21 protein-coding genes and 1 tRNA gene are annotated in these 17,387 nt (G+C 71.9%); 12 read left to right on the forward strand and 10 right to left on the reverse strand.

Annotated features, from left to right (window positions below; genetic code table 11):
* The first annotated feature begins 35 nt into the window (after positions 1-35).
* The 3 genes from purM to amcA all read left to right on the forward strand — a co-directional run bounded on the left by purM (position 36) and on the right by amcA (position 2,602).
* A complete protein-coding gene (gene purM / locus PVK74_RS22115; RefSeq protein ID WP_043327537.1) occupies positions 36-1,190 on the forward strand; it encodes a phosphoribosylformylglycinamidine cyclo-ligase in 1,155 nt (384 codons plus the stop codon).
* A 127-nt stretch (positions 1,191-1,317) separates the two neighbouring features.
* Positions 1,318-2,409 carry a cyclophane-forming radical SAM peptide maturase AmcB gene (gene amcB / locus PVK74_RS22120; protein WP_176722793.1) on the forward strand — a complete coding sequence of 364 codons (1,092 nt, stop codon included), beginning with the start codon at positions 1,318-1,320 and terminating at the stop codon, positions 2,407-2,409.
* A complete protein-coding gene (gene amcA / locus PVK74_RS22125; RefSeq protein WP_030500600.1) occupies positions 2,390-2,602 on the forward strand; it encodes a multiple cyclophane-containing RiPP AmcA in 213 nt (70 codons plus the stop codon). The genes amcB and amcA overlap by 20 nt, the downstream gene beginning before the upstream one ends.
* 146 nt (positions 2,603-2,748) lie before the next feature.
* Here the strand turns inward: amcA and PVK74_RS22130 are convergent, their stop codons facing one another.
* Positions 2,749-2,964, reverse strand: coding sequence for a DUF3073 domain-containing protein (locus PVK74_RS22130; RefSeq protein WP_013283429.1), 216 nt, complete (start codon positions 2,962-2,964; stop codon positions 2,749-2,751).
* A gap of 292 nt (positions 2,965-3,256) precedes the next feature.
* Entirely contained in the window at positions 3,257-4,339 is a 1,083-nt protein-coding gene (locus PVK74_RS22135; protein ID WP_069088136.1) for a Glu/Leu/Phe/Val family dehydrogenase, read from the reverse strand.
* 174 nt (positions 4,340-4,513) lie between these two features.
* Between PVK74_RS22135 and PVK74_RS22140 the strand changes: the two genes are divergently transcribed.
* On the forward strand, positions 4,514-5,353 hold the full coding sequence (locus PVK74_RS22140) for a DUF8083 family protein (RefSeq protein ID WP_030500602.1): 840 nt from the start codon (positions 4,514-4,516) through the stop codon (positions 5,351-5,353).
* Positions 5,354-5,609: 256 nt separating this feature from the next.
* Positions 5,610-5,819, forward strand: a complete 210-nt coding sequence (locus PVK74_RS22145; protein ID WP_007073996.1) for a BldC family transcriptional regulator — start codon at positions 5,610-5,612, stop codon at positions 5,817-5,819.
* 71 nt (positions 5,820-5,890) lie between these two features.
* On the opposite strand, the gene PVK74_RS22150 is transcribed toward PVK74_RS22145, so the two are convergent.
* Entirely contained in the window at positions 5,891-6,289 is a 399-nt protein-coding gene (locus tag PVK74_RS22150; protein ID WP_043327535.1) for a PPOX class F420-dependent oxidoreductase, read from the reverse strand.
* A 55-nt stretch (positions 6,290-6,344) separates the two neighbouring features.
* Between PVK74_RS22150 and PVK74_RS22155 the strand changes: the two genes are divergently transcribed.
* Positions 6,345-7,124 carry a class I SAM-dependent methyltransferase gene (locus PVK74_RS22155; protein ID WP_210886005.1) on the forward strand — a complete coding sequence of 260 codons (780 nt, stop codon included), beginning with the start codon at positions 6,345-6,347 and terminating at the stop codon, positions 7,122-7,124.
* A gap of 53 nt (positions 7,125-7,177) precedes the next feature.
* Here the strand turns inward: PVK74_RS22155 and PVK74_RS22160 are convergent, their stop codons facing one another.
* Positions 7,178-7,465 carry a hypothetical protein gene (locus tag PVK74_RS22160; RefSeq protein ID WP_043327533.1) on the reverse strand — a complete coding sequence of 96 codons (288 nt, stop codon included), beginning with the start codon at positions 7,463-7,465 and terminating at the stop codon, positions 7,178-7,180.
* Positions 7,466-7,627: 162 nt separating this feature from the next.
* Between PVK74_RS22160 and PVK74_RS22165 the strand changes: the two genes are divergently transcribed.
* Positions 7,628-8,485 (forward strand): 3-hydroxyacyl-CoA dehydrogenase family protein, encoded by an 858-nt coding sequence (locus PVK74_RS22165; RefSeq protein ID WP_274477117.1) that lies wholly within the window; start codon positions 7,628-7,630, stop codon positions 8,483-8,485.
* The gene (locus tag PVK74_RS22170; protein WP_274477119.1) at positions 8,482-9,225 is read left to right on the forward strand and encodes an enoyl-CoA hydratase/isomerase family protein; all 744 of its coding nucleotides are present in this window, start codon (positions 8,482-8,484) and stop codon (positions 9,223-9,225) included. The genes PVK74_RS22165 and PVK74_RS22170 overlap by 4 nt, the downstream gene beginning before the upstream one ends.
* 60 nt (positions 9,226-9,285) lie before the next feature.
* Here the strand turns inward: PVK74_RS22170 and PVK74_RS22175 are convergent, their stop codons facing one another.
* On the reverse strand, positions 9,286-10,623 hold the full coding sequence (locus PVK74_RS22175) for an ABC transporter substrate-binding protein (RefSeq protein ID WP_043327530.1): 1,338 nt from the start codon (positions 10,621-10,623) through the stop codon (positions 9,286-9,288).
* Positions 10,624-10,789: 166 nt separating this feature from the next.
* On the opposite strand from PVK74_RS22175, the gene PVK74_RS22180 reads away from it, so the two are divergent.
* Both PVK74_RS22180 and PVK74_RS22185 read left to right on the forward strand, forming a co-directional pair.
* Positions 10,790-11,179, forward strand: coding sequence for a hypothetical protein (locus PVK74_RS22180; protein WP_043327529.1), 390 nt, complete (start codon positions 10,790-10,792; stop codon positions 11,177-11,179).
* Positions 11,180-11,223: 44 nt separating this feature from the next.
* Complete coding sequence (locus PVK74_RS22185) at positions 11,224-11,928, forward strand: DUF2786 domain-containing protein (RefSeq protein WP_043327528.1); 705 nt, start codon at positions 11,224-11,226, stop codon at positions 11,926-11,928.
* A gap of 20 nt (positions 11,929-11,948) precedes the next feature.
* Here PVK74_RS22185 and PVK74_RS22190 read toward each other — a convergent pair whose 3' ends face one another.
* A complete protein-coding gene (locus PVK74_RS22190) occupies positions 11,949-12,461 on the reverse strand; it encodes an SRPBCC family protein (protein WP_043327527.1) in 513 nt (170 codons plus the stop codon).
* Between the two features lie 297 nt (positions 12,462-12,758).
* On the opposite strand from PVK74_RS22190, the gene PVK74_RS22195 reads away from it, so the two are divergent.
* On the forward strand, positions 12,759-13,196 hold the full coding sequence (locus PVK74_RS22195; RefSeq protein WP_274477120.1) for an ArsI/CadI family heavy metal resistance metalloenzyme: 438 nt from the start codon (positions 12,759-12,761) through the stop codon (positions 13,194-13,196).
* A gap of 50 nt (positions 13,197-13,246) precedes the next feature.
* On the opposite strand, the gene PVK74_RS22200 is transcribed toward PVK74_RS22195, so the two are convergent.
* The 3 genes from PVK74_RS22200 to PVK74_RS22210 all read right to left on the reverse strand — a co-directional run bounded on the left by PVK74_RS22200 (position 13,247) and on the right by PVK74_RS22210 (position 16,252).
* Positions 13,247-13,831 carry a GNAT family N-acetyltransferase gene (locus tag PVK74_RS22200; protein ID WP_209959598.1) on the reverse strand — a complete coding sequence of 195 codons (585 nt, stop codon included), beginning with the start codon at positions 13,829-13,831 and terminating at the stop codon, positions 13,247-13,249.
* A gap of 51 nt (positions 13,832-13,882) precedes the next feature.
* Entirely contained in the window at positions 13,883-14,848 is a 966-nt protein-coding gene (locus PVK74_RS22205) for a TolB-like translocation protein (protein WP_064448465.1), read from the reverse strand.
* Positions 14,849-15,016: 168 nt separating this feature from the next.
* Complete coding sequence (locus tag PVK74_RS22210; protein WP_274477121.1) at positions 15,017-16,252, reverse strand: NAD(P)-binding domain-containing protein; 1,236 nt, start codon at positions 16,250-16,252, stop codon at positions 15,017-15,019.
* Between the two features lie 80 nt (positions 16,253-16,332).
* Between PVK74_RS22210 and PVK74_RS22215 the strand changes: the two genes are divergently transcribed.
* Positions 16,333-17,229 (forward strand): LysR family transcriptional regulator, encoded by an 897-nt coding sequence (locus PVK74_RS22215; protein ID WP_113972254.1) that lies wholly within the window; start codon positions 16,333-16,335, stop codon positions 17,227-17,229.
* 63 nt (positions 17,230-17,292) lie between these two features.
* Here the strand turns inward: PVK74_RS22215 and PVK74_RS22220 are convergent.
* Positions 17,293-17,366, reverse strand: a tRNA-Phe gene (locus PVK74_RS22220).
* Positions 17,367-17,387 lie beyond the last annotated feature (21 nt).

Genomic DNA, 17,387 nt, shown 5'->3' on the forward strand with positions numbered 1-17,387 from the left:
GCTCCGGGCTCGCGGGAACCACAAAGGGGAGAACCGTGACGCACGTGTCCGAGCGCAGCGGCGCAGGATCCAGCCCGACGGGCGCCGGCGGCGACCGCCAGCCCTGGTCGGCGGGGTCCGGCCGGACGCAGCGCAAACGCTCGGTCTCGTACGCCGACGCCGGGGTGTCGATCGAGGCGGGCGACCGCGCGGTCGAGCTGCTCAAGTCCAAGGTCAAGGAGACCCGGCGCCCGGAGGTCCTGGGTGACCTGGGCGGCTTCGCCGGCTTGTTCCGGCTGGACACGAAGAAGTACAAGAATCCGATCCTGGCCTCCTCGACCGACGGCGTCGGCACCAAGCTGGTGATCGCGCAGCAGCTCGACATCCACGACACGGTCGGCATCGACCTGGTCGCCATGGTCGTCGACGACCTGGTCGCCTGCGGCGCCGAGCCGCTGTTCCTGCTCGACTACATCGCCACCGGCGAGGTCGTGCCGGACAAGGTCGCCGAGATCGGCGCGGGCATCGCGGACGGCTGCCGGTACGCCGGCTGCGCGCTGCTGGGTGGCGAGACCGCCGAGCACCCGGGCGTGCTGCGCCCCGACGAGTACGACATCTCCGCCACCGGCGTCGGCGTGGTGGAGGAGAGCGAGATCCTCACCCCGGAGCGGGTGGAGGTGGGTGACGTGGTGATCGCCATGCGCTCCTCCGGCCTGCACTCCAACGGCTACTCCCTGGTCCGGCACGTGCTGCTGGGCGCCGGCCGGATGCGGCTGGACGTGGTGATCGACGACTTCGGCCGCCAGCGGACGCTCGGCGAGGAACTGCTCACCCCGACCAAGATCTACGCGCAGGACTGCCTCAAGCTGATCGCCGAGGCCGAGGTGCGGGCGCTGGCCCACGTCACCGGCGGCGGCATCCCCGGCAACCTGGTCCGGGTGCTACCCGAGCACGTCGACGCCGTGGTCAACCGCTCCACCTGGAAGCCGCAGCCGATCTTCGACCTGATCCAGACCAAGGGCCGGATCGAGGACCCGGAGATGGAGGCGACGTTCAACATGGGCGTCGGCATGTTCGCGATCGTCTCCGCCGAGGACGCCGACCGCGCGCTGGCCACCCTGACCGGCCGGGGCGTGGACGCCTGGCAGGCGGGCGAGATCATCGAGGGGTCCGGCAACGTGCAGATGGTCGGGCAGCACACCCGGGGCTGATCACCCTGCGCCGATCGGCCGGGCACCTGATCGGGGGTTCACCCGAGCGGTCGCCGCGGCCTAGCCTGGAGGTTCGGTTTTCAGGCAGGCGGGGGAGGTGCTGATGGCCGCACGTGCGCCCGAAGGGATGCGGGGTATCGCCGCCGTCCCGTCGTACGTGGTGATGCAGCCGACCACCCTGTGCAACCTCGACTGCGCCTACTGCTACCTGCCGCTTCGGGCGGCCGATCGGCGGATGCCGGTGGCCGTCGCCGAGGCGGTGGCGGCGTCGGTGAACCCGTGGGCGACGGGTGGTCGCTTCTCCGTGGTCTGGCACGGCGGCGAGCCGCTCGCGGCCGGCCGGGAGCATCTGGCCGCCCTGCTGGCGCCGTTCGGGCCGGACGTCGAGCACCACGTGCAGACGAACGCCACGCTGATCGACGACGCCTGGTGCGCGTTCTTCGCCGAGCACCGGGTGCGGGTCAGCGTCAGCGTGGACGGGCCACGGGCCCGCAACGCCGAGCGGGTCACCCGGGGCGGGCGGCCCGCGTACGACCGGATCGTGGCCGGGGTGGCGGCGCTGCGCCGCCACGGCGTGCCGTTCTCGGCGCTGGCTGTGGTGTCCCGGCCGGAGCCGGGCCTGGCGACCGAGCTGTACGACTACTTCCTCGACCTGGGCTGCGACGTGCTCGGCGTCAACATCGAGGAGACCGAGGGCGTCAACACCCGGACCAACGCCCGGGACGCGGGCGCGGTCACCGGGTTCTGGGCGGAGCTGGTCGCGGCCTGGCGGCGTGATCCCCGGATCCACCTGCGCGAGGTGGAGTGGTCGCTGCGGTACGCGGGCGCGGTGCTGGCCGGCACCGCCGACGACCTGCTGCCCCGCCGCCTCGACCCGATCCCGACGGTCGGGCACGACGGTTCGGTGGTGGTGCTCTCGCCGGAGCTGGCCGGCTTCACGGACCCGCACTACGGCGACTTCACCAGCGGGAACGTGCTCACCACCCCGCTGGGCGAGATCCTCGCCGACGCGGCCGGCACGCCCTGGGTGGGCGAGTTCCTCACCGGCGTGGAGGCGTGCCGGACGTCCTGCGCGTACTTCGGCTTCTGTGGGGGTGGGCACGCCGCCAACCGCTACTTCGAGCTGGGGCGTTTCGACGGTACGGAGACCGAGCACTGCCGGAACAGCAAGATCCGCCTACTGGAGGGAGTGTTGGAGCATGCCCGAGACCATCAGTGACACCGACCGGGGGGCAGTGGCCGACCGGGTGCGGGACGCCGCTGCGGGGCTTACCGCTCTGCTCCGTGAGGCGGAGGCGGCGCGGCTGCTGCGGGCGGAGGTGTCGGGCGGCGACGGCGCCAACGCGGTCTGCGCCTGGAACCACTTCGAGAACATCCCGACGTTCTACAACTGGAACAACCGGCCGCGCTGAGGGCTCGGTTCCGCGATCAGAGACCTGCCGGCGAGTCGGGGCGGCACCCCGGCACGGCAGGTCCCTGATCGTCGGTCGTACGCCGGCTCAGCAGAGCACATGCGTGAGCACGCGGGGGTTACCGCGTGCTCAGATGTGACCGGAGGTCAGCGGGTCGGACGAGCCCAGGTGTCCGGGTCGTCGTCCGCGTGGTCCTCGTCATCGTCGTCGACATACTCTTTGTAGTCGTCGTCGAAGTTGTGCTCAGACTTCCCACTACCCGCCAGTTCGCGCTGCAAGGCGGTTAGGTCGGTGTTCGGGGAGTGATACTTCAACTCCCGCGCCACCTTCGTCTGCTTGGCCTTAGCACGGCCGCGCCCCATGGCTCGACCCCCTCGCACAGAATGCGGGGCAGCCCGAAGGCGGGCCCCGATGACGTCAGGCATCTCTCGTGGCTCTTACGGTACATGGGGATGCCATCGTTCGGCACCTCGGGTCACCGTCGACCGGACCTGCGCGTCGCAGTGGTCCAGCCGTCACCAAGTGTACCGGGTAAGGGGTAAGGTCCGGGGCTGGCCGTGACAGCGGACAAATGGGTACGAACGGGCCCGAGGCTCAGCTTAACGCGCACGGCCTCCGGGGGTGGAGTCGCCGCTCCGCCCCCGGAGGTGAGCTTCACCGCAGATGGATCGCGCGCAGCCGGCCGACCTCGGCCATCCGCCGCTCGGCGAGCCGGTCCGCGGCCACCGCCGGGGGTACGCCCTCGTCGTCGGCGAGCTGGAGGATCTGCCGGGTGGTGTCGAAGATCCGGGTGGCGCGCAGCTTGGCGCGCTCGAAGTTGAAGCCCTCGATCTCGTCGGCCACCTGGATCACGCCGCCCGCGTTCACCACGTAGTCCGGGGTGTAGAGGATGCCCCGGTCGGCGAGCACCTTCTCGATGCCCGAGTGGGCGAGCTGGTTGTTCGCCGCTCCGGTGACGACCTTCGCCCGCAGCACCGGCACGGTCTCGTCGTTCAGCGCGCCGCCGAGCGCGCACGGGGCGTACACGTCGATGTCGGAGGCGACCAGCGCCGCGGTGTCGTCGACCAGGGTGACCTGCGGGTGGGTGGTGCGCGCCCACTCCAGGGCGCGCGGGTTCACGTCGGTCGCCACGACCTCGGCGCCGTCGTCGAGCAGGTGGGCGGTCAGGTACTTGCCGACCTTGCCCAGCCCGGCCACGCCGACCCGGCGGCCGGCCAGCGTCGGGCTGCCCCAGACGTGCTCGGCGGCGGCACGCATGCCCTGGAACACGCCCCACGCGGTGAGGATCGAGGAGTCGCCCGCGCCGCCGTGCTCCACGCTGCGGCCGGTGACGTACCGGGTCTCGCGCGCGATCACGTCCATGTCCGCGACGTACGTGCCGACGTCACAGGCGGTGTAGTAGCGGCCGTTGAGCGACTCGACGAAGCGGCCGTACGCGCGCAGCAGCGCCTCGCTCTTGATCTGCTCGGGGTCGCCCCAGATGACCGCCTTGCCGCCACCGAGGTCGAGGTTCGCCAGCGCGTTCTTGTAGGCCATGCCGCGGGAGAGGTCGAGCACGTCGGCGAGGGCGTCGGCCTCAGTGGCGTACGGGTAGAACCGGGTCCCGCCGAGCGCGGGGCCCAGCGCGGTGGAGTAGATCCCGATGATCGCCTTCAGGCCGGACTGCTTGTCCTGGCAGAACACGACCTGCTCATGCCCCGTGGAAACGGGGTCGTCGGTGCTGGCGAATACGCCCATGGCTGACTCCTGTGTCGGTGAGCGCCCTTGTGGGGAGCGGAACCTGGTGGCACGCCGGCGGGATGCTGCCGGTGTCTCTGAGCCTAATATCGGCCCGAACCGTACTGTCGCGCACGTCACGCCACGGGCTCACGGGCGGCGACGGGCGGTCCCGTCTCGTGGGAGGATCGCGCCGTGCCGTCGCTCTTCGCTTCATACCTGCGCGTGTACGAGCCGCTGACCGCCTTCGACCGGGACCGGCAGTCCTACTGGCGCCGGTACGTCAGCGAGGGTCGGGCGATCGCCCCGCTGGAAGGGCCGGTACGACAACGGACCGCCGTGATCGAGGCGCTGGGCGCGGGCTGGACCCGGCTGCCCGACCTGCCCGACGAGGCGTACGTCCTGGAGTCGGACGACTCGTTGCTGGTCTGCCCCTGGAACCTGCGCATCCGGGTCGCCGAGGCGGCGCTGAGCGCCCGCGACGGCGTGCCCTCGGTGCTGGCCGACGCGTTCGTGCCGCCGGTGCTCGCCGGGCAGGCCAAGGCCGTGGTGGAGGACTGGCGCAGCGGCGCCCGGGTGCTGGAGCACGGCGTGCCCCGGGTGCACGAGCAGATCGCCACCTGGGGCGTGCCGCTGCGCTGGTTCGTGCTGTTCGAGGCGGGTGAGCGGCACCTGGTCACCGAGCCGGAGCGGCGCGCGCTGCGCTACCGCACCGAGATCTCCAAGGCGCGCCGCCGCGCGTCGCGGGCGCTGTCGGTGCTGCGCAAGTCGATCGGCGAGGCGCCGATCACCGAGGCGGTCGAGGAGGCGGCCCGGTGGCTGGAGGAGTTCCACCCGCGCTCGGTGGTCGAGCTGGACTACGGCGGCCTGGTTCAACTGCTGCCGGACGAGACGCTCGAAGCCGACGACTCGACCGATCTGGTGGCCACCGGACTGTCCGGACTGGGCCGGGGCGAGGCCGAGGAGGCGTCCGCCGCGTACGACAAGCTGGTCGCCCGCTGGCGCGCGGTGCAGCTGTTGGAGCGCTGCAACTGACGCCCGGTTTACCCCGATAAGTGGTCTTGGACACGAGAGTGTCTCGTAGTTGATGCGTCACGAACCGTGATCATGAGTCCTAATAAGGTAGTTTCTGCGGCATAAAAGTCGTAAAAATCGGGCATGCTTCATCCGTCCGTCTAGGGACCTTCAGCCGTTCGGCCCATGTCGGACATCGGGGACTAGCCGGACCATGGGAGACGCGTCGGCCGGCGGGACCCCGGCCGATGTCTATACATGTGGAGGAGTGACCCCGATGGCATCGCGAACGCACGAACCTGAGCCGCTACTCACACCGGCCGAGGTGGCGTCGATGTTCCGTGTCGACCCGAAGACGGTGACCCGGTGGGCCAAGGCTGGCAAGCTCAGCGCCATCCGGACCCTTGGCGGCCACCGCCGCTACCGTGAGTCAGAGGTTCGGGCGCTACTGCAGGGGCAGATCCCCCAGCAGCGCCAGGGAGACTGACGAACCGGCGTTCTCCGGCGTTCCGATCAGGGGCGGTGCCGTCGCGGCGCCGCCCTTAATCGTGCCCGGGCTCAATCGTGTCCGGGGGCCGCGCCGTCCAGCACGATCCGCAGCCCCACCGTGCCCCCCTCGCCCCGGCGCAGCCGGCTGCCGAGCAGGCTCAGCCGCCCGATCAGCCGGTACTTCTGCTTGAGCAGGCCCCGCACCCGCCGGGTGCTCTCCGGATCGGCGATCGTCGCGTGTGCCGGCACCGCATCGCCGTGCGGTCGCCCGCGCACGTCGCACGGCGCCACAGTGACCCGGCCGTCGCGCCGGATCCGCTTCACCTTGCCGGAGTCGGACACCGTCCACACCGCCAGCGAGTCACCGTCGCGTACCGCCCACACCGGTGTCGCCACTGCCCGGCCGTCCTTGCGGAACGTGGTGAGCAGGACGTACTTCTCCGCCGCCAGGCGGTCCAGGTCGGTCACGCCGCCCAGGATACGGCGGCCACGGCGCCGCCGACCCCCGGATAGCGTTGCGGGCATGACCGGGGAACCCGAGATCGGCGACGTGTTCGGCGAGATGATCCGCGACGCGTACGCGGTCGCCACCGGGATCGGACCCCGGCCGATGGCCGGTGGACGCCTGCCCCGGCCGGTCATCGAGATCATCGAGCGGGACGACGGGCTGATCAACGGCGCGCCCGCCGGGCACTACCTGGACCCGCCGCAGCTGTGGCAGCCGCACGACCACCGGGCGGTGGACCGGGTACGCGGGCACGTGCTCGACGTCGGCGTAGGCGCCGGACGGATCGCGCTGGAACTCCAGGAGCGCGGCGTGCCCGTCACCGGCCTGGACACCTCGCTGGGCGCGCTGCGGGTCAGCCGGCACCGGGGCGTACGCGACCTCGTCCACGGCACCGTCGACGAGCACACCGCCGACGAGCCGCGCTACGACACGTTCCTGCTGCTCGGCAACAACCTCGGGCTGTTCGAGGGGCGGGAACGGGCGCCCGCGATGCTGGCCGCGCTCGCCGCCCTGGCCCGCCCCGGCGCCCGGGTGATCGCCCACGGTACCGACCCGTACGGCACCACCGACCCGGTGCACACCGCCTATCACGAGCGCAACCGGCAGCGGGGCCGGATCGGCGGGCAACTGCGGCTGCGGCTGCGCTACCGGCTGCTCGGCACCGGGTGGTTCGACTACCTGGTCTGCTCGCCCGAGGAGTTCGCCGAGCTGGTCCACGGCTCACCGTGGCGACTGGCCGACGTGGACGACACCGACCACCCGTACTACCTCGCCACGCTGGAGCTGCGGCGTTAGGAAGGGCCCCTTTCAAGCGCCCAGGCGTTAACAAGGGGCCCTTCCTTACATGCTCAGACCTGGACGGTGGGGGTGGTCTGCTCCGGGGGCAGTCCGCCGTCGCCGTCGACCACCTCGTCCGGCGTGCCGTCCTCGTCGATGTCCACCATGGTGATGTCCACCTTGCCGTCACCGTCGGTGTCGAACTGGAACAGGTCGGCCTTGCCGTCGCCGTCGGTGTCCACCACCCACACGTCGGTCTTGCCGTCGTTGTTGGTGTCCGCGCGGAGCAGGTCCACCCGCTCGTCGCCGCGGGTCTCGACCGTCTCGGTGTTCTCCGCGCTCTCCGGTGCCTGGCTCATCTCGTTCCTTCCTTCGACGTTGACGGCCGTCCTTACCCCGTCCGCTCCGCCCCCACTCATCCCGGCGGCCCGGCCCTGCATAGGGTCCCATGCAGGAACGAGCGAGCGGACGGGCCCGGCGGCGGAGACCCCGCGCGCCCCCGCCGCGGCGAGGGGACATCGATGAGTGGTCGTTTTGTGGTCGTCGGGGCCGGCACCATGGGCCTCGGCATCGCGTACGTGGCGGCCGGCGCCGGGTACGCGGTCGAACTGGTCGAGGTCGACCCCGGGCGGGGCGCCGAGGCCGTCCGCCGGCTCGGCGAGCTGTGGGACCGGGGCGTGCAGCGCGGCAAGCTGACCGAGGAGGCCGCCACCGCCAACCGCGGGCGCGTCACGTTGCGGGCCGGGCTCACCGAGGTGCCCGAGGGCGCCGACGTGATCGTGGAGGCGGTGCCCGAGCGGCTCGACCTGAAGCGCGCCGTGCTGCGCGAGGCGGAGAGCCGCCACCCCGCGCTGCTGGGCAGCAACACGTCCAGCATCCCGATCGCCGAACTGGCCGCCGGGCTGGACCGCCCGGCCGACTTCGTCGGACTGCACTTCTTCAACCCGGTCTGGGCGATGGCGCTGCTGGAGGTCGTGGTCGGCCCGGCCACCGCGCCGCAGACCACCGAGGCGGCCGTCGCGCTCGCCGCCCGGCTGGGCAAGGACCCCGTCGTCGTACGCGACATGCCCGGCTTCGCCACCTCCCGCCTCGGCGTCACGCTCGGCCTGGAGGCGATCCGGATGGTGGCCGACGAGGTGGCGAGCCCGGCCGACATCGACAAGGCGATGGTGCTCGGCTACCGGCACCCGATCGGCCCGCTGGAGCTGACCGACCTGGTCGGACTGGACGTGCGGCTCGACATCGCGCGTACGCTCCAGGCCGCGTACGGGGACCGCTTCGCGCCGCCGCCGCTGCTGGTCGAGATGGTGGCCGCCGGGAAGCTCGGCAAGAAGTCCGGGCAGGGCTTCTACACCTGGAAGGACGGCCAGAAGAAATGAGCGGGCTGCGGATCGAGGAGCTGCCGGACCGGCTGGTCGTCACGCTGGACCGGCCGGAGAAACGCAACGCGATCGACGCCGACCTGGTGGCCGAGCTGCACGCGGTCTGCGCCGACCTGGAGGCACGCCCCCGGCTGCTGCTGCTCACCGGCGGGACGGCGGGCATCTTCGCCGGCGGCGCCGACATCGCCCAGCTGCGCGAGCGCGGCCGGCTGGACGCGCTGGCCGCCATCAACCAGGGCGTCTTCGCCCGCATCCGGGCGCTCCCGATGCCCACCGTGGCCGCGATCGACGGGCCGGCGCTGGGCGGCGGCGCCGAACTCGCGTACGCCTGCGATCTGCGGGTGTGCACGGACCGCGCGGTCTTCGGTCAGCCCGAGGTGCGGCTGGGCATCCTGGCCGGCGCGGGCGCGACCTACCGGCTGCCGGCGTTGATCGGTGAGGCCCGCGCCAAGGAACTGCTCTTCACCGGCCGGCGGGTGGACGCCGAGGAGGCGCTGCGGATCGGGCTGGTGAACCGGGTGGTGGCCGAACCGGACGAGCTGCTGCCCACCGCGCACGGTCTGCTCGACGAGATGGCGAAGGGCTCCGCGCTGGCCCTGCGGCTGACCAAGCTGGCGGTGGACGCCCCGGCGGCCGCGCACCCGCAACTCGACCTGCTCAGCCAGGCGGTGCTCTTCGAGGACGAGGAGAAACACCGGCGGATGACCGAGTTCCTGGACCGGCGCAAGGCGCGCTGAGCCGGAACACGACGAGGGCCGCGCCGGTGTTCCCGGTGCGGCCCTCGTCGTCGGCGCTTCTCAGCGTCTGATCTGGACTCCGGCGTCCGCCAGAGCCGGGATCGCCGGCGCGGACTCGGCGAAGCCGATGAGCAGCAGCGCCTCCGGCCCGTACGCCTTGATCTCCTGGGCGATGCCGGAGAAGTCGACGGGGGTCTTCGGGTCCTCCGGCGGCTCGTAGGTCAGCAGCTTGACCCGGTCCGCGCCGATGCCGGCCTTCTCCAGCTCCGAACGGACGTTCTCCTGGAGGCCCTCGCCGTAGGAGTCCTTACGGGCCAGGATCGCGATCTTGCGCGGCCCGTCCCGGAGCATCACGTCGGCCAGCGCGCGACCCTGGAGGCTGTCCGGCGGGGCGGTACGGAAGTAGAGGCCGTTGTCGTCCACCGCGCTCAGCCCCGCGTCGGTGTTCGACGGCGAGAACAGGATCCGCCCGGCGGCCACCACGTCCGGCAGCACCGCCCGGGAGATGCCGGAACCACCGGCGCCGATGATGACGTGGACGCCCTCCCGGACGTGCGAGGCGACAGTGGCCTTCGCGACCGCCGGGTTGGTGCCGTCGTCGCCCTCGACCCACCTCACCGGCTCACCGAGCACACCACCGGCGGCGTTGACCTCGCGGAGCGCGAGCGCGGCGCCGGCGGCCAACGGCGGGTACGCCAGCGCCAGGTCACCGGTCTTCGGCAGGAGGCCGCCGAGGACCAGCGGCGCGTCCTTCGCCTTCCCGTCGCGCAGCTTGCGACCGCGCGGCGGCGTCTTGCTGCTCGCCCCGGACTCCTCACCGGCGCCGACGAACTCGGTCTTGCTGTCGTCGATCTTCTGGTTGTCGAAGTGCATGGTGCCGTAGCTGGCGGTGGCCGGCTCGCCGTTGTCGGTGAACCCGGCCCGGGTGAGCGACACGCCCCGGTACTGGATGTCCTGACCGGCGCGGGCGAGCTGGAGGCAGGTCGCCACCTCGTCGCAGCGTTCGCCGCCGGTGGTGACCCCGACGATCTGCTTGGCGATCTCGCCCGGCGCGGTGGTGCCGGCGAGCTGGGCGGCCAGCGCGCTGATCACGACCGCGTCGTAGGACTCGGCGGAGTAGAGGAAGTCACCCAGCTTCGCGTCTACGGCGAGTAGTCGTTCCTTGAAGCTCTCGGGCAGCGGAGTGAGGGGCGTGGTGCCCTTCATCCCGTTCACCAGATCCGCCCGATCCTTCAGCTCGGCTGGGTATGAATTGAGCATGTTGCCGTCGGTGCCATAGAGGCGCACCTGGGTGGCGGGCGCTTCTTCCGGCTCGTCGCTCCCGCAGGCGCTCGTGGCGAGCAGGAGCGCCGCGCAGGCCATGGACAGGGCCGCGCGCGACGTGCGTGTTCTCAGCATGGTCGTCCTTCCTCCGGCGAAGGTCCGCTGCGCACCTTAGCGTGCCCACGCGGTAGGCGGGACTGTGGAGTCGGCTCCGTCGGCACCCCGACTGCGGGAATCACGCTGCGTGTTCATCGAGCGATTTCCGGGTCACGGCTTGACCCCCGGCGCTACTGTTCCGCGGGTGAACGACGAAGCACAGCAGACGCTGGACGACGCGACCGCCGTGCTCCGTTCCGCCCTCGCCGGCGACGGCGCCGGGGTGGTGGGCACGTTCGACGCGGTGGTGGACCGCTCCGGCCTGGCCGGGGCGTACGGGGTGGCGTGGTGCCTGGCCGCCACCATGCTCGGCGACGACGCGCCGGCCGGCGGGGCGGCCCTCGACTTCCCCGGCATCGACCAGGCCGACTACGACACCCGCTGGGTGGCCCGCTTCGTCAGCGCGTGCGCCAACGACGACGCCGACACCGGTGAGGCGCTGTTCGGCGCGGCCGCCGCCGACGGGCTGCTGCCCGACTGCCTGCTCACCCTCGCCGGCTCGACCATCGCCACGCTGCGCAGCCGGTCCGACTGAGCCCGCCGCGCCGCGACGCGCGCCGGCTGTGATAGCTCTGGGTCATGTCCGAGGCGATGCTCAGCAAGGTGCGCAAGCTGCTCGCCCAGGCCGAGGACCCGGCCTGCACGCCCGCCGAGTCGGCCGCGTTCATGGCCAAGGCCACCGAGCTGATCGCCCGTTACGGCGTCGACCGGGCGCTGCTCGCGGCACGCGACCCGGCCGTCGACCCGGTGGGCGACCGGACGGTCGAGGTGGTCGCGCCGTACGCCCGGGACAAGGCCGGACTGCTGGCCGCGGTCGCCGAACCGTTGCGCTGCCGCTGCGTACGCCGACGGCAGGGCAACGGTTTCGCCATGCACCTGTTCGGCTTCGCCAGCGACCTGGAACGCGTCGAGTTGCTGTTCACCTCGCTGCTGGTGCAGGCCGCGCACGGACTGGCGGGAGCCGCCGTGCCGGACGGGGAGCACCCGGCCGCGTTCCGGCGTACCTGGCTGGCCGGCTTCGCGTACGTCGTCGCGCAGCGGCTGCGCGCAGCCGAGGAGAACGCGGTGGCCGAGGCGGGCGGCCCCTCGACGGCCCTGGTACTCGCCGACCGTTCCGACCGCGTCCAGCGCCGGGTCGCCGAGGCGTACCCCAGGTTGCGCACCGCGCCGCGACGGCGCCTCGCGGGCGGTGGTTTCGCGCCGGGCGCGGACGCCGGCCGCCGCGCCGACCTCGGCGGCACCGGCGTGCCCGGCGCCGCGGCGACGCCGGGCATCACCGGCTGACCGGGCCCATCGGGTACGGGTCAGGCGGTGCGGGCGACCGTCGCCAGGTAGCGGCAGAGCAACTCGTGCCAGCCGGCCGTGAGCGCCTCGCGGTAGCCCTCGGCCGCGGCGCCGTGCCGGTCGAAGTAGCGGTGCTCGACCTCGACCCGGGTCAGTTCCGGGCCCTCGGGGTGGAACAGGACCTCCACCTCGCTGGCGCCGGCAGGGTCCGGCACCGGCACCCGGTCCGGGCCGATCTGCCAGGTGAAGACCAGACGCCGGGGCGGATCCCAGGTCAGCACGCGGCCCCAGTCGTTGCGGAAGCCGTACGGGCCGATCTCGTAGAGCATGCCGCCGGCCCGGGGTTCGATGCCGAGCGCGGCGAGCGCCTGCGGGCCGGACCAGGTGTACTCGCGTACCCACCAGTCGGCGAGCGATCCGGTGAACACGGCGTACGCCCGCTCGGCCGACGCCGGGACGAACAGGTTGCTGCGGAGGGAGAAGCGGTCGGATTCCTGCCGGACCTCATCCGGATCGGCCATCTCCTGTCCCATAGGTCCGGACCATACCGGCTCATGTCTCGGTGCGCAGCTTCCGTTGCGCCCGCTTCCGGACACCGGGAACGCCGCTCCACGACAGCGCTGTGTGGTGGGACAGGCGCGCCGAGTTGGCGGAACGCCTCGGGGCGTACCCGGTACCAGGCCCAGGTGCCGCGCCGCTCGGAGCCGGACGCAGATCTCCGACGCCGAGGCGCCGGCAGCGCTTGTTTCGACATTTCTCTAGGTTGACAGACTTCAAAGCAGAGGGCAGGGTGGGGTCTGCTTCGATAAACATCTAGACAGGGGGTTCACATGTCCCGCGTCCAGCTCGCCCTGCGCGTGTCCGACCTCGAAGGCTCCGTGGCCTTCTACAGCAAGCTGTTCGGCGTCGAGCCGGCCAAGCGCCGCCCCGGCTACGCCAACTTCGCGGTGGAGAACCCGCCGCTGAAGCTCGTACTCCTCGAAGGTGAGCCCGGCCTGCCGACGGTGATGGACCACCTCGGGGTCGAGGTGGCCACCACCGGCGAGGTGAACGCCGCGACCAGCCGGCTCACCGAGTCCGGCCTGATCACGCTGGAGGAGAACGACACCGAGTGCTGCTACGCGCTCCAGGACAAGGTCTGGGTGCGCGGCCCCGGCGACGAGCCGTGGGAGGTCTACACGGTCAAGGCCGACTCACCGCAGCTGGAGAAGGTGACCGTGAGCGCCTGCTGCGCCTCGGACACTGCGGAGCAGCCCGCCGGCGTCTGAACGGCGGATCCCCACCGGCGTCTCCGCCGGTGGGGATCTCTGTCGTACGGTCAGGTGCGGCGATTCCGCATGACCCAGGTGGGCAGCGGTTCCGCGAAGGCGTGCACCACCTCCCAGCCGGCGCGCCGGTACACCTCGACGTTGTCCGGGTTGCTGGTCTCCAGAATCGCCGGCAGGCCGTCCGCGGCGGCCCGGTCCAGCCCCACCCGCATCACGGCGTGGCCCCACCTGCGGCCGGCGTGGTCCGGGTGCGTACCCAGCACCCCCAGGTACCAGAACGGCGCCGACGGCAGCGCGGCGTGCACCGCCTCGTCGTAGGCGCGGACGCGGTGCAACACGTCGGCGGGAAGCTGGGCGGCGAGATCGTCGTCCGGCGGGGCGCTCCCGGATGCCGGCGGCTCCCAGATCGCCACCGACGCGCCGTGCCCGATCGTCCAGATCGTCTCCTTGTGCACCCGCTTGTCGAACAGGTGCCCGAAGAAGACGGCCGCATAACGCGCATAGGTCGCCTGGTCGGGGAACAGGTGCCGCAGGACCGGATCCTTGGTGAACGCCGCGACCAGCGAGGTGACCACGCTGCCACGGTCTTCCGGCGTCGCAACGGTGATCTCAGGCCCTGTCACAGCGTGCAACATATCGTGCGGCCGAGGCGCGGGGCGTCCCTCGCGGCGTGAGCCGGCCGGCGACTACCGTGCCTCGGCGAACCTCAGCCGCCTGAAGGCCTCGACGTAGACGAACCGCTTGCCGTCCGGAGAGAAGCTCGGGTGGTACGCGCGCTCACCGTCGGCGATCCGCGTCTTCTTCCCGGTGTCGACGTCGACCGACCACACGCCGCCCACGTGATCCGACGCGACGGCGGCGATCACCGACCTGCCGTCCGGCGACACCGCCAGGTCGGCGAGCCCGGGAAGCTCCGCGAGGAACCTGGCCGTGGCCGATCCGACGTCCCACTCGGTCAGGTGCCAGGTGAAGTCAGACGGATACACCTCGACAGGCAGCGGCAACCTGCCGAGGGTGTCGGGTGCGGTGATGAAGAACAGCCGCTCACCCATGGTTGCCGGCGACCGCACCAGCACCATGGACTCGCAACCCGTATCACTGCCACTGAGGTTGAAGGTTGTCCCGTCGACCGTCACCGGAGAGGGGAACTCAGACGCCTTCCCGTCAGCGAGCAGCTGGATTCCCCCCGGCCCGCACTTCCGGCGCGCCTGCACATATCCCCTGCCGTCACCGTTCACGAGTGCGGCACCGGCGAGGAAGCGCGTCGACGCCAGAGGCTCGAACGTCTTGTCGGCCGGCGAGTAGGTGAGCAGCTCCGTTCCGTCCCAGCCGCATTCGAGGGCCACCCCGAGGTCGCCGTCGGGGTCGGCGAACAAGAAGCTGAACAAGCCCGCTTCGCAGGCGGGCACCGCCGGGGCGCGCGTGAGAACGGCTTCCTCGCCGCTCCCGTCGGGCCGCTGCCGCCACACCTCGGCTACTCCCGAGCCCGAGGTCGAGGTCACCTCCCGCAGGTAGTAGACCCAGCCGTCGGCGGCCCACACCGGATGGAACAGGGAGACGGAATCCAGGAGCCCCGAGATCCGGCCGCACCCGCCCACCAGGATCACGGCCAGTACGAGGACCGACGTCAGAGCCGTACGCAGCGTCCGCACACGCGACCTTCTGGTGCTCACCTGCCTCATTCCGTCCGTCACTCAGCGGGCTCACCGTAGGCGCCGCCGCCGTTGCCGGGGACCGTACACCCGTTAGGTACTCAGGGTGGCGACCTGTGCCGGCCGTGGATACGGCCCGTCGGCCGGGAAGCGCAATCGTCGCGACACCTAGCGGGACCGGACCACGGCCGTGACCTCGACCTCGAGCACGGCACCGGGCAGGAAGAGCTTGCTGATCTCGACAGTCGTGCTCGCCGGCGGCGGTGTGCCAGTGAAGAGTCGGCGCCGGACGGCCGCGTACGCCGACAGGTCAGCCAGGTCCGTCATGAACGTGCGGACGTGCAGCACGTCGTCGAAGCTCGCGCCGTGCGCCGCGAGCACGCCGCCCACGATCTCGAAGATCCGTTCGGCCTGGGCGCCGGCGTCTCCGGGGGCCACCACCTCGCCGTCGTCGTCGACGGCGACCTGTCCGGCGAGCATCAGCAGCGCGCCGCCGCCGACATCGATCCGGGCGACGTGCGCGAAGCGGTCGCCGAACGGGGCCGCGACGGATTCGGGGTTGTCCAGGGTGAGGCGCATCAGCGTCCCTTCGCAGAAGTCGGGGGAGACGAGGGAGGAGAGATCGGCGTCCTGGTCCGGCGCGGCCCGCATCAGGTCGAGGGCGGCCTCCAGCACGGGGGCCGGCACCGGGCGGCGCAGCGCCAGCCGCGCGTCCTTCGCCGCCATCGTGACTGCGAACGAGGCGCCCGGGGCGGTGGCCCGTCCGACCGCGCCGCCGAGGGCCCCACGGTCGAGCACGTCGAGGGCGGTCTGCCTGTCGACACCGAGCGCCGCGGCGACAGCCAGCGCGTCGTGCAGCGCGGCGACAGCCGTCACCAAACCCGTGTTCGCGACGAGTTTGACGGCGGCACCTGCGCCGATCGGACCGCAGTGGCGGACCGTCCCGAGCTGCCCCAGCACCGGAGCCGCCCTCTCCACGGCATCGGCAGTGCCGCCCGCGAAGATCACCAGCGTGCCGGCCCGGGCGGCGTTGACGCTGCCGCCGACGGGGGCGTCGAGGAGGTAGACGCCCGCCGGAAGCCGGCCGGCCACCGCTCGGACTTCGTCCGGCCCGATCGTCGACATCTGCACCACGACCGTCCCGGGTCGGAGCGCGGTGGCGGCGCCGTCCGGCCCGAACAGCACCGTCTCGACCGCGCCGGCGTCGGCGAGCATGACGACGACGACCTCGGCTCCGTCGACCGCGGCGGACGGGCTCGCGGCCACCGTCGCGCCGACCGCCGCGAGCGGCTCCGAGCGCTCCGGGCTGCGGTTCCACACTCTGACCCGGTTGCCGCCGGCCAGGAGGCGGCGCGCGATCGGCGTACCCATGTGCCCGGTCCCGAGGACCGCGATGATCTTCACGCGGTAACGCTAGGCCGGTGAAAGCAATGCGACAAACGAATGTCTTGCATGCCTGCCATGCGTGATTACCATGCCTGCCCATGGAGACTCAGCTGCTGGAGGTGTTCCGCGCCGTCGCGCGGCACGGCTCGATCACCACCGCCGCCCGCGCACTCCGCTTCACCCAGTCGGCTGTCTCCCGGCAGATCGCCGCGCTCGAGGCCGACATCGGCGCCCGGCTCTTCGACCGGCTGCCCCGCGGCGTCGCCCTCACCGAGGAGGGACGAGAGCTGCTCCCGCACGCCGAGGCGGTCCTCGACCGGCTCGCCGCGGCCCGGCGTGACCTCGACGACCTGCGCGGGCTCGGCCGAGGGCGGCTGCGTGTGGGCGCCTTCCCGACCGCTGTCGCGGCCCTCGTACCCCGGGCGATGGCGTCGTTCCGCTCGGCCTACCCGGAGGTCTCGCTTTCGCTGGTCGAGGGCGTGACGCCGCGGCTGCTGGAGCGCCTGCTCGCCGAGGAGGCGGATGTGGCAGTGGTCAGCACCTCGCCCACGGGCGAGCTGGACCGCGAACGATTCGACCTGCGACACCTGCTCGACGAGCGGCTCCTGGTCGCGGTCGCGCGTGACCACCGGCTGGCGCGCCGCCGCTCGGTGCGCCTGGCGGACCTCGCCCCGGAAGCGTTCGTCGTGGGCTCGGCCACCGCGGAGAACAGCCTGCTCCGCGCAAGCCTGCCCAGCGGTTTCTCGCCGCGCATCGACATCGTCGCGGCCGAGTGGACCGGCAAGCTGGGATGCGTCGCCGCCGGGTTGGGGGTGGCCCTGGTTCCGGCCCTGGCGGTACGCGGAACCCCGCCGGACATCGCCCTGCTCCGCCTGCACCCGGACGACGAGTCGGTACGGCAGATATTCGCGGCGACCGTGCGGGGCAGGACGCCGCCGCCGGCAGTCACGCATTTCCTGGAGCACCTGCGGGCGGAGGCGGCCCATCTGGGCTGAAAAGCAGAACGCCGACCTGCGTATCCGCTGGTCGGCGTTCCTGTAGCCCGGCGAAAGGCTATGTGGCCAGGGGCGGGGTCGAACCGCCGACCTTCCGATTTTCAGTCGGACGCTCGTACCAACTGAGCTACCTGGCCGTGGTGCTCGGCACATGCTAC

This window comes from Micromonospora chalcea, from assembly GCF_028768405.1.
Lineage (GTDB): Bacteria > Actinomycetota > Actinomycetes > Mycobacteriales > Micromonosporaceae > Micromonospora > Micromonospora chalcea.

Excerpts from the sequence above, each read along its gene's own strand:
- amcA (WP_030500600.1), top strand. The coding sequence starts at position 2,390 with ATGCCCGAGACCATCAGTGACACCGACCGGGGGGCAGTGGCCGACCGG.
- PVK74_RS22185 (WP_043327528.1), top strand. The coding sequence starts at position 11,224 with ATGTCCGAGGCGATGCTCAGCAAGGTGCGCAAGCTGCTCGCCCAGGCC.
- PVK74_RS22200 (WP_209959598.1), bottom strand. The coding sequence starts at position 13,831 with ATGTTGCACGCTGTGACAGGGCCTGAGATCACCGTTGCGACGCCGGAA.
- PVK74_RS22195 (WP_274477120.1), top strand. The coding sequence starts at position 12,759 with ATGTCCCGCGTCCAGCTCGCCCTGCGCGTGTCCGACCTCGAAGGCTCC.
- PVK74_RS22155 (WP_210886005.1), top strand. The coding sequence starts at position 6,345 with ATGACCGGGGAACCCGAGATCGGCGACGTGTTCGGCGAGATGATCCGC.
- PVK74_RS22175 (WP_043327530.1), bottom strand. The coding sequence starts at position 10,623 with ATGCTGAGAACACGCACGTCGCGCGCGGCCCTGTCCATGGCCTGCGCG.
- PVK74_RS22190 (WP_043327527.1), bottom strand. The coding sequence starts at position 12,461 with ATGGGACAGGAGATGGCCGATCCGGATGAGGTCCGGCAGGAATCCGAC.
- amcB (WP_176722793.1), top strand. The coding sequence starts at position 1,318 with ATGCGGGGTATCGCCGCCGTCCCGTCGTACGTGGTGATGCAGCCGACC.
- PVK74_RS22130 (WP_013283429.1), bottom strand. The coding sequence starts at position 2,964 with ATGGGGCGCGGCCGTGCTAAGGCCAAGCAGACGAAGGTGGCGCGGGAG.
- PVK74_RS22160 (WP_043327533.1), bottom strand. The coding sequence starts at position 7,465 with ATGAGCCAGGCACCGGAGAGCGCGGAGAACACCGAGACGGTCGAGACC.
- PVK74_RS22170 (WP_274477119.1), top strand. The coding sequence starts at position 8,482 with ATGAGCGGGCTGCGGATCGAGGAGCTGCCGGACCGGCTGGTCGTCACG.
- PVK74_RS22145 (WP_007073996.1), top strand. The coding sequence starts at position 5,610 with ATGGCATCGCGAACGCACGAACCTGAGCCGCTACTCACACCGGCCGAG.
- PVK74_RS22165 (WP_274477117.1), top strand. The coding sequence starts at position 7,628 with ATGAGTGGTCGTTTTGTGGTCGTCGGGGCCGGCACCATGGGCCTCGGC.
- PVK74_RS22135 (WP_069088136.1), bottom strand. The coding sequence starts at position 4,339 with ATGGGCGTATTCGCCAGCACCGACGACCCCGTTTCCACGGGGCATGAG.
- PVK74_RS22215 (WP_113972254.1), top strand. The coding sequence starts at position 16,333 with ATGGAGACTCAGCTGCTGGAGGTGTTCCGCGCCGTCGCGCGGCACGGC.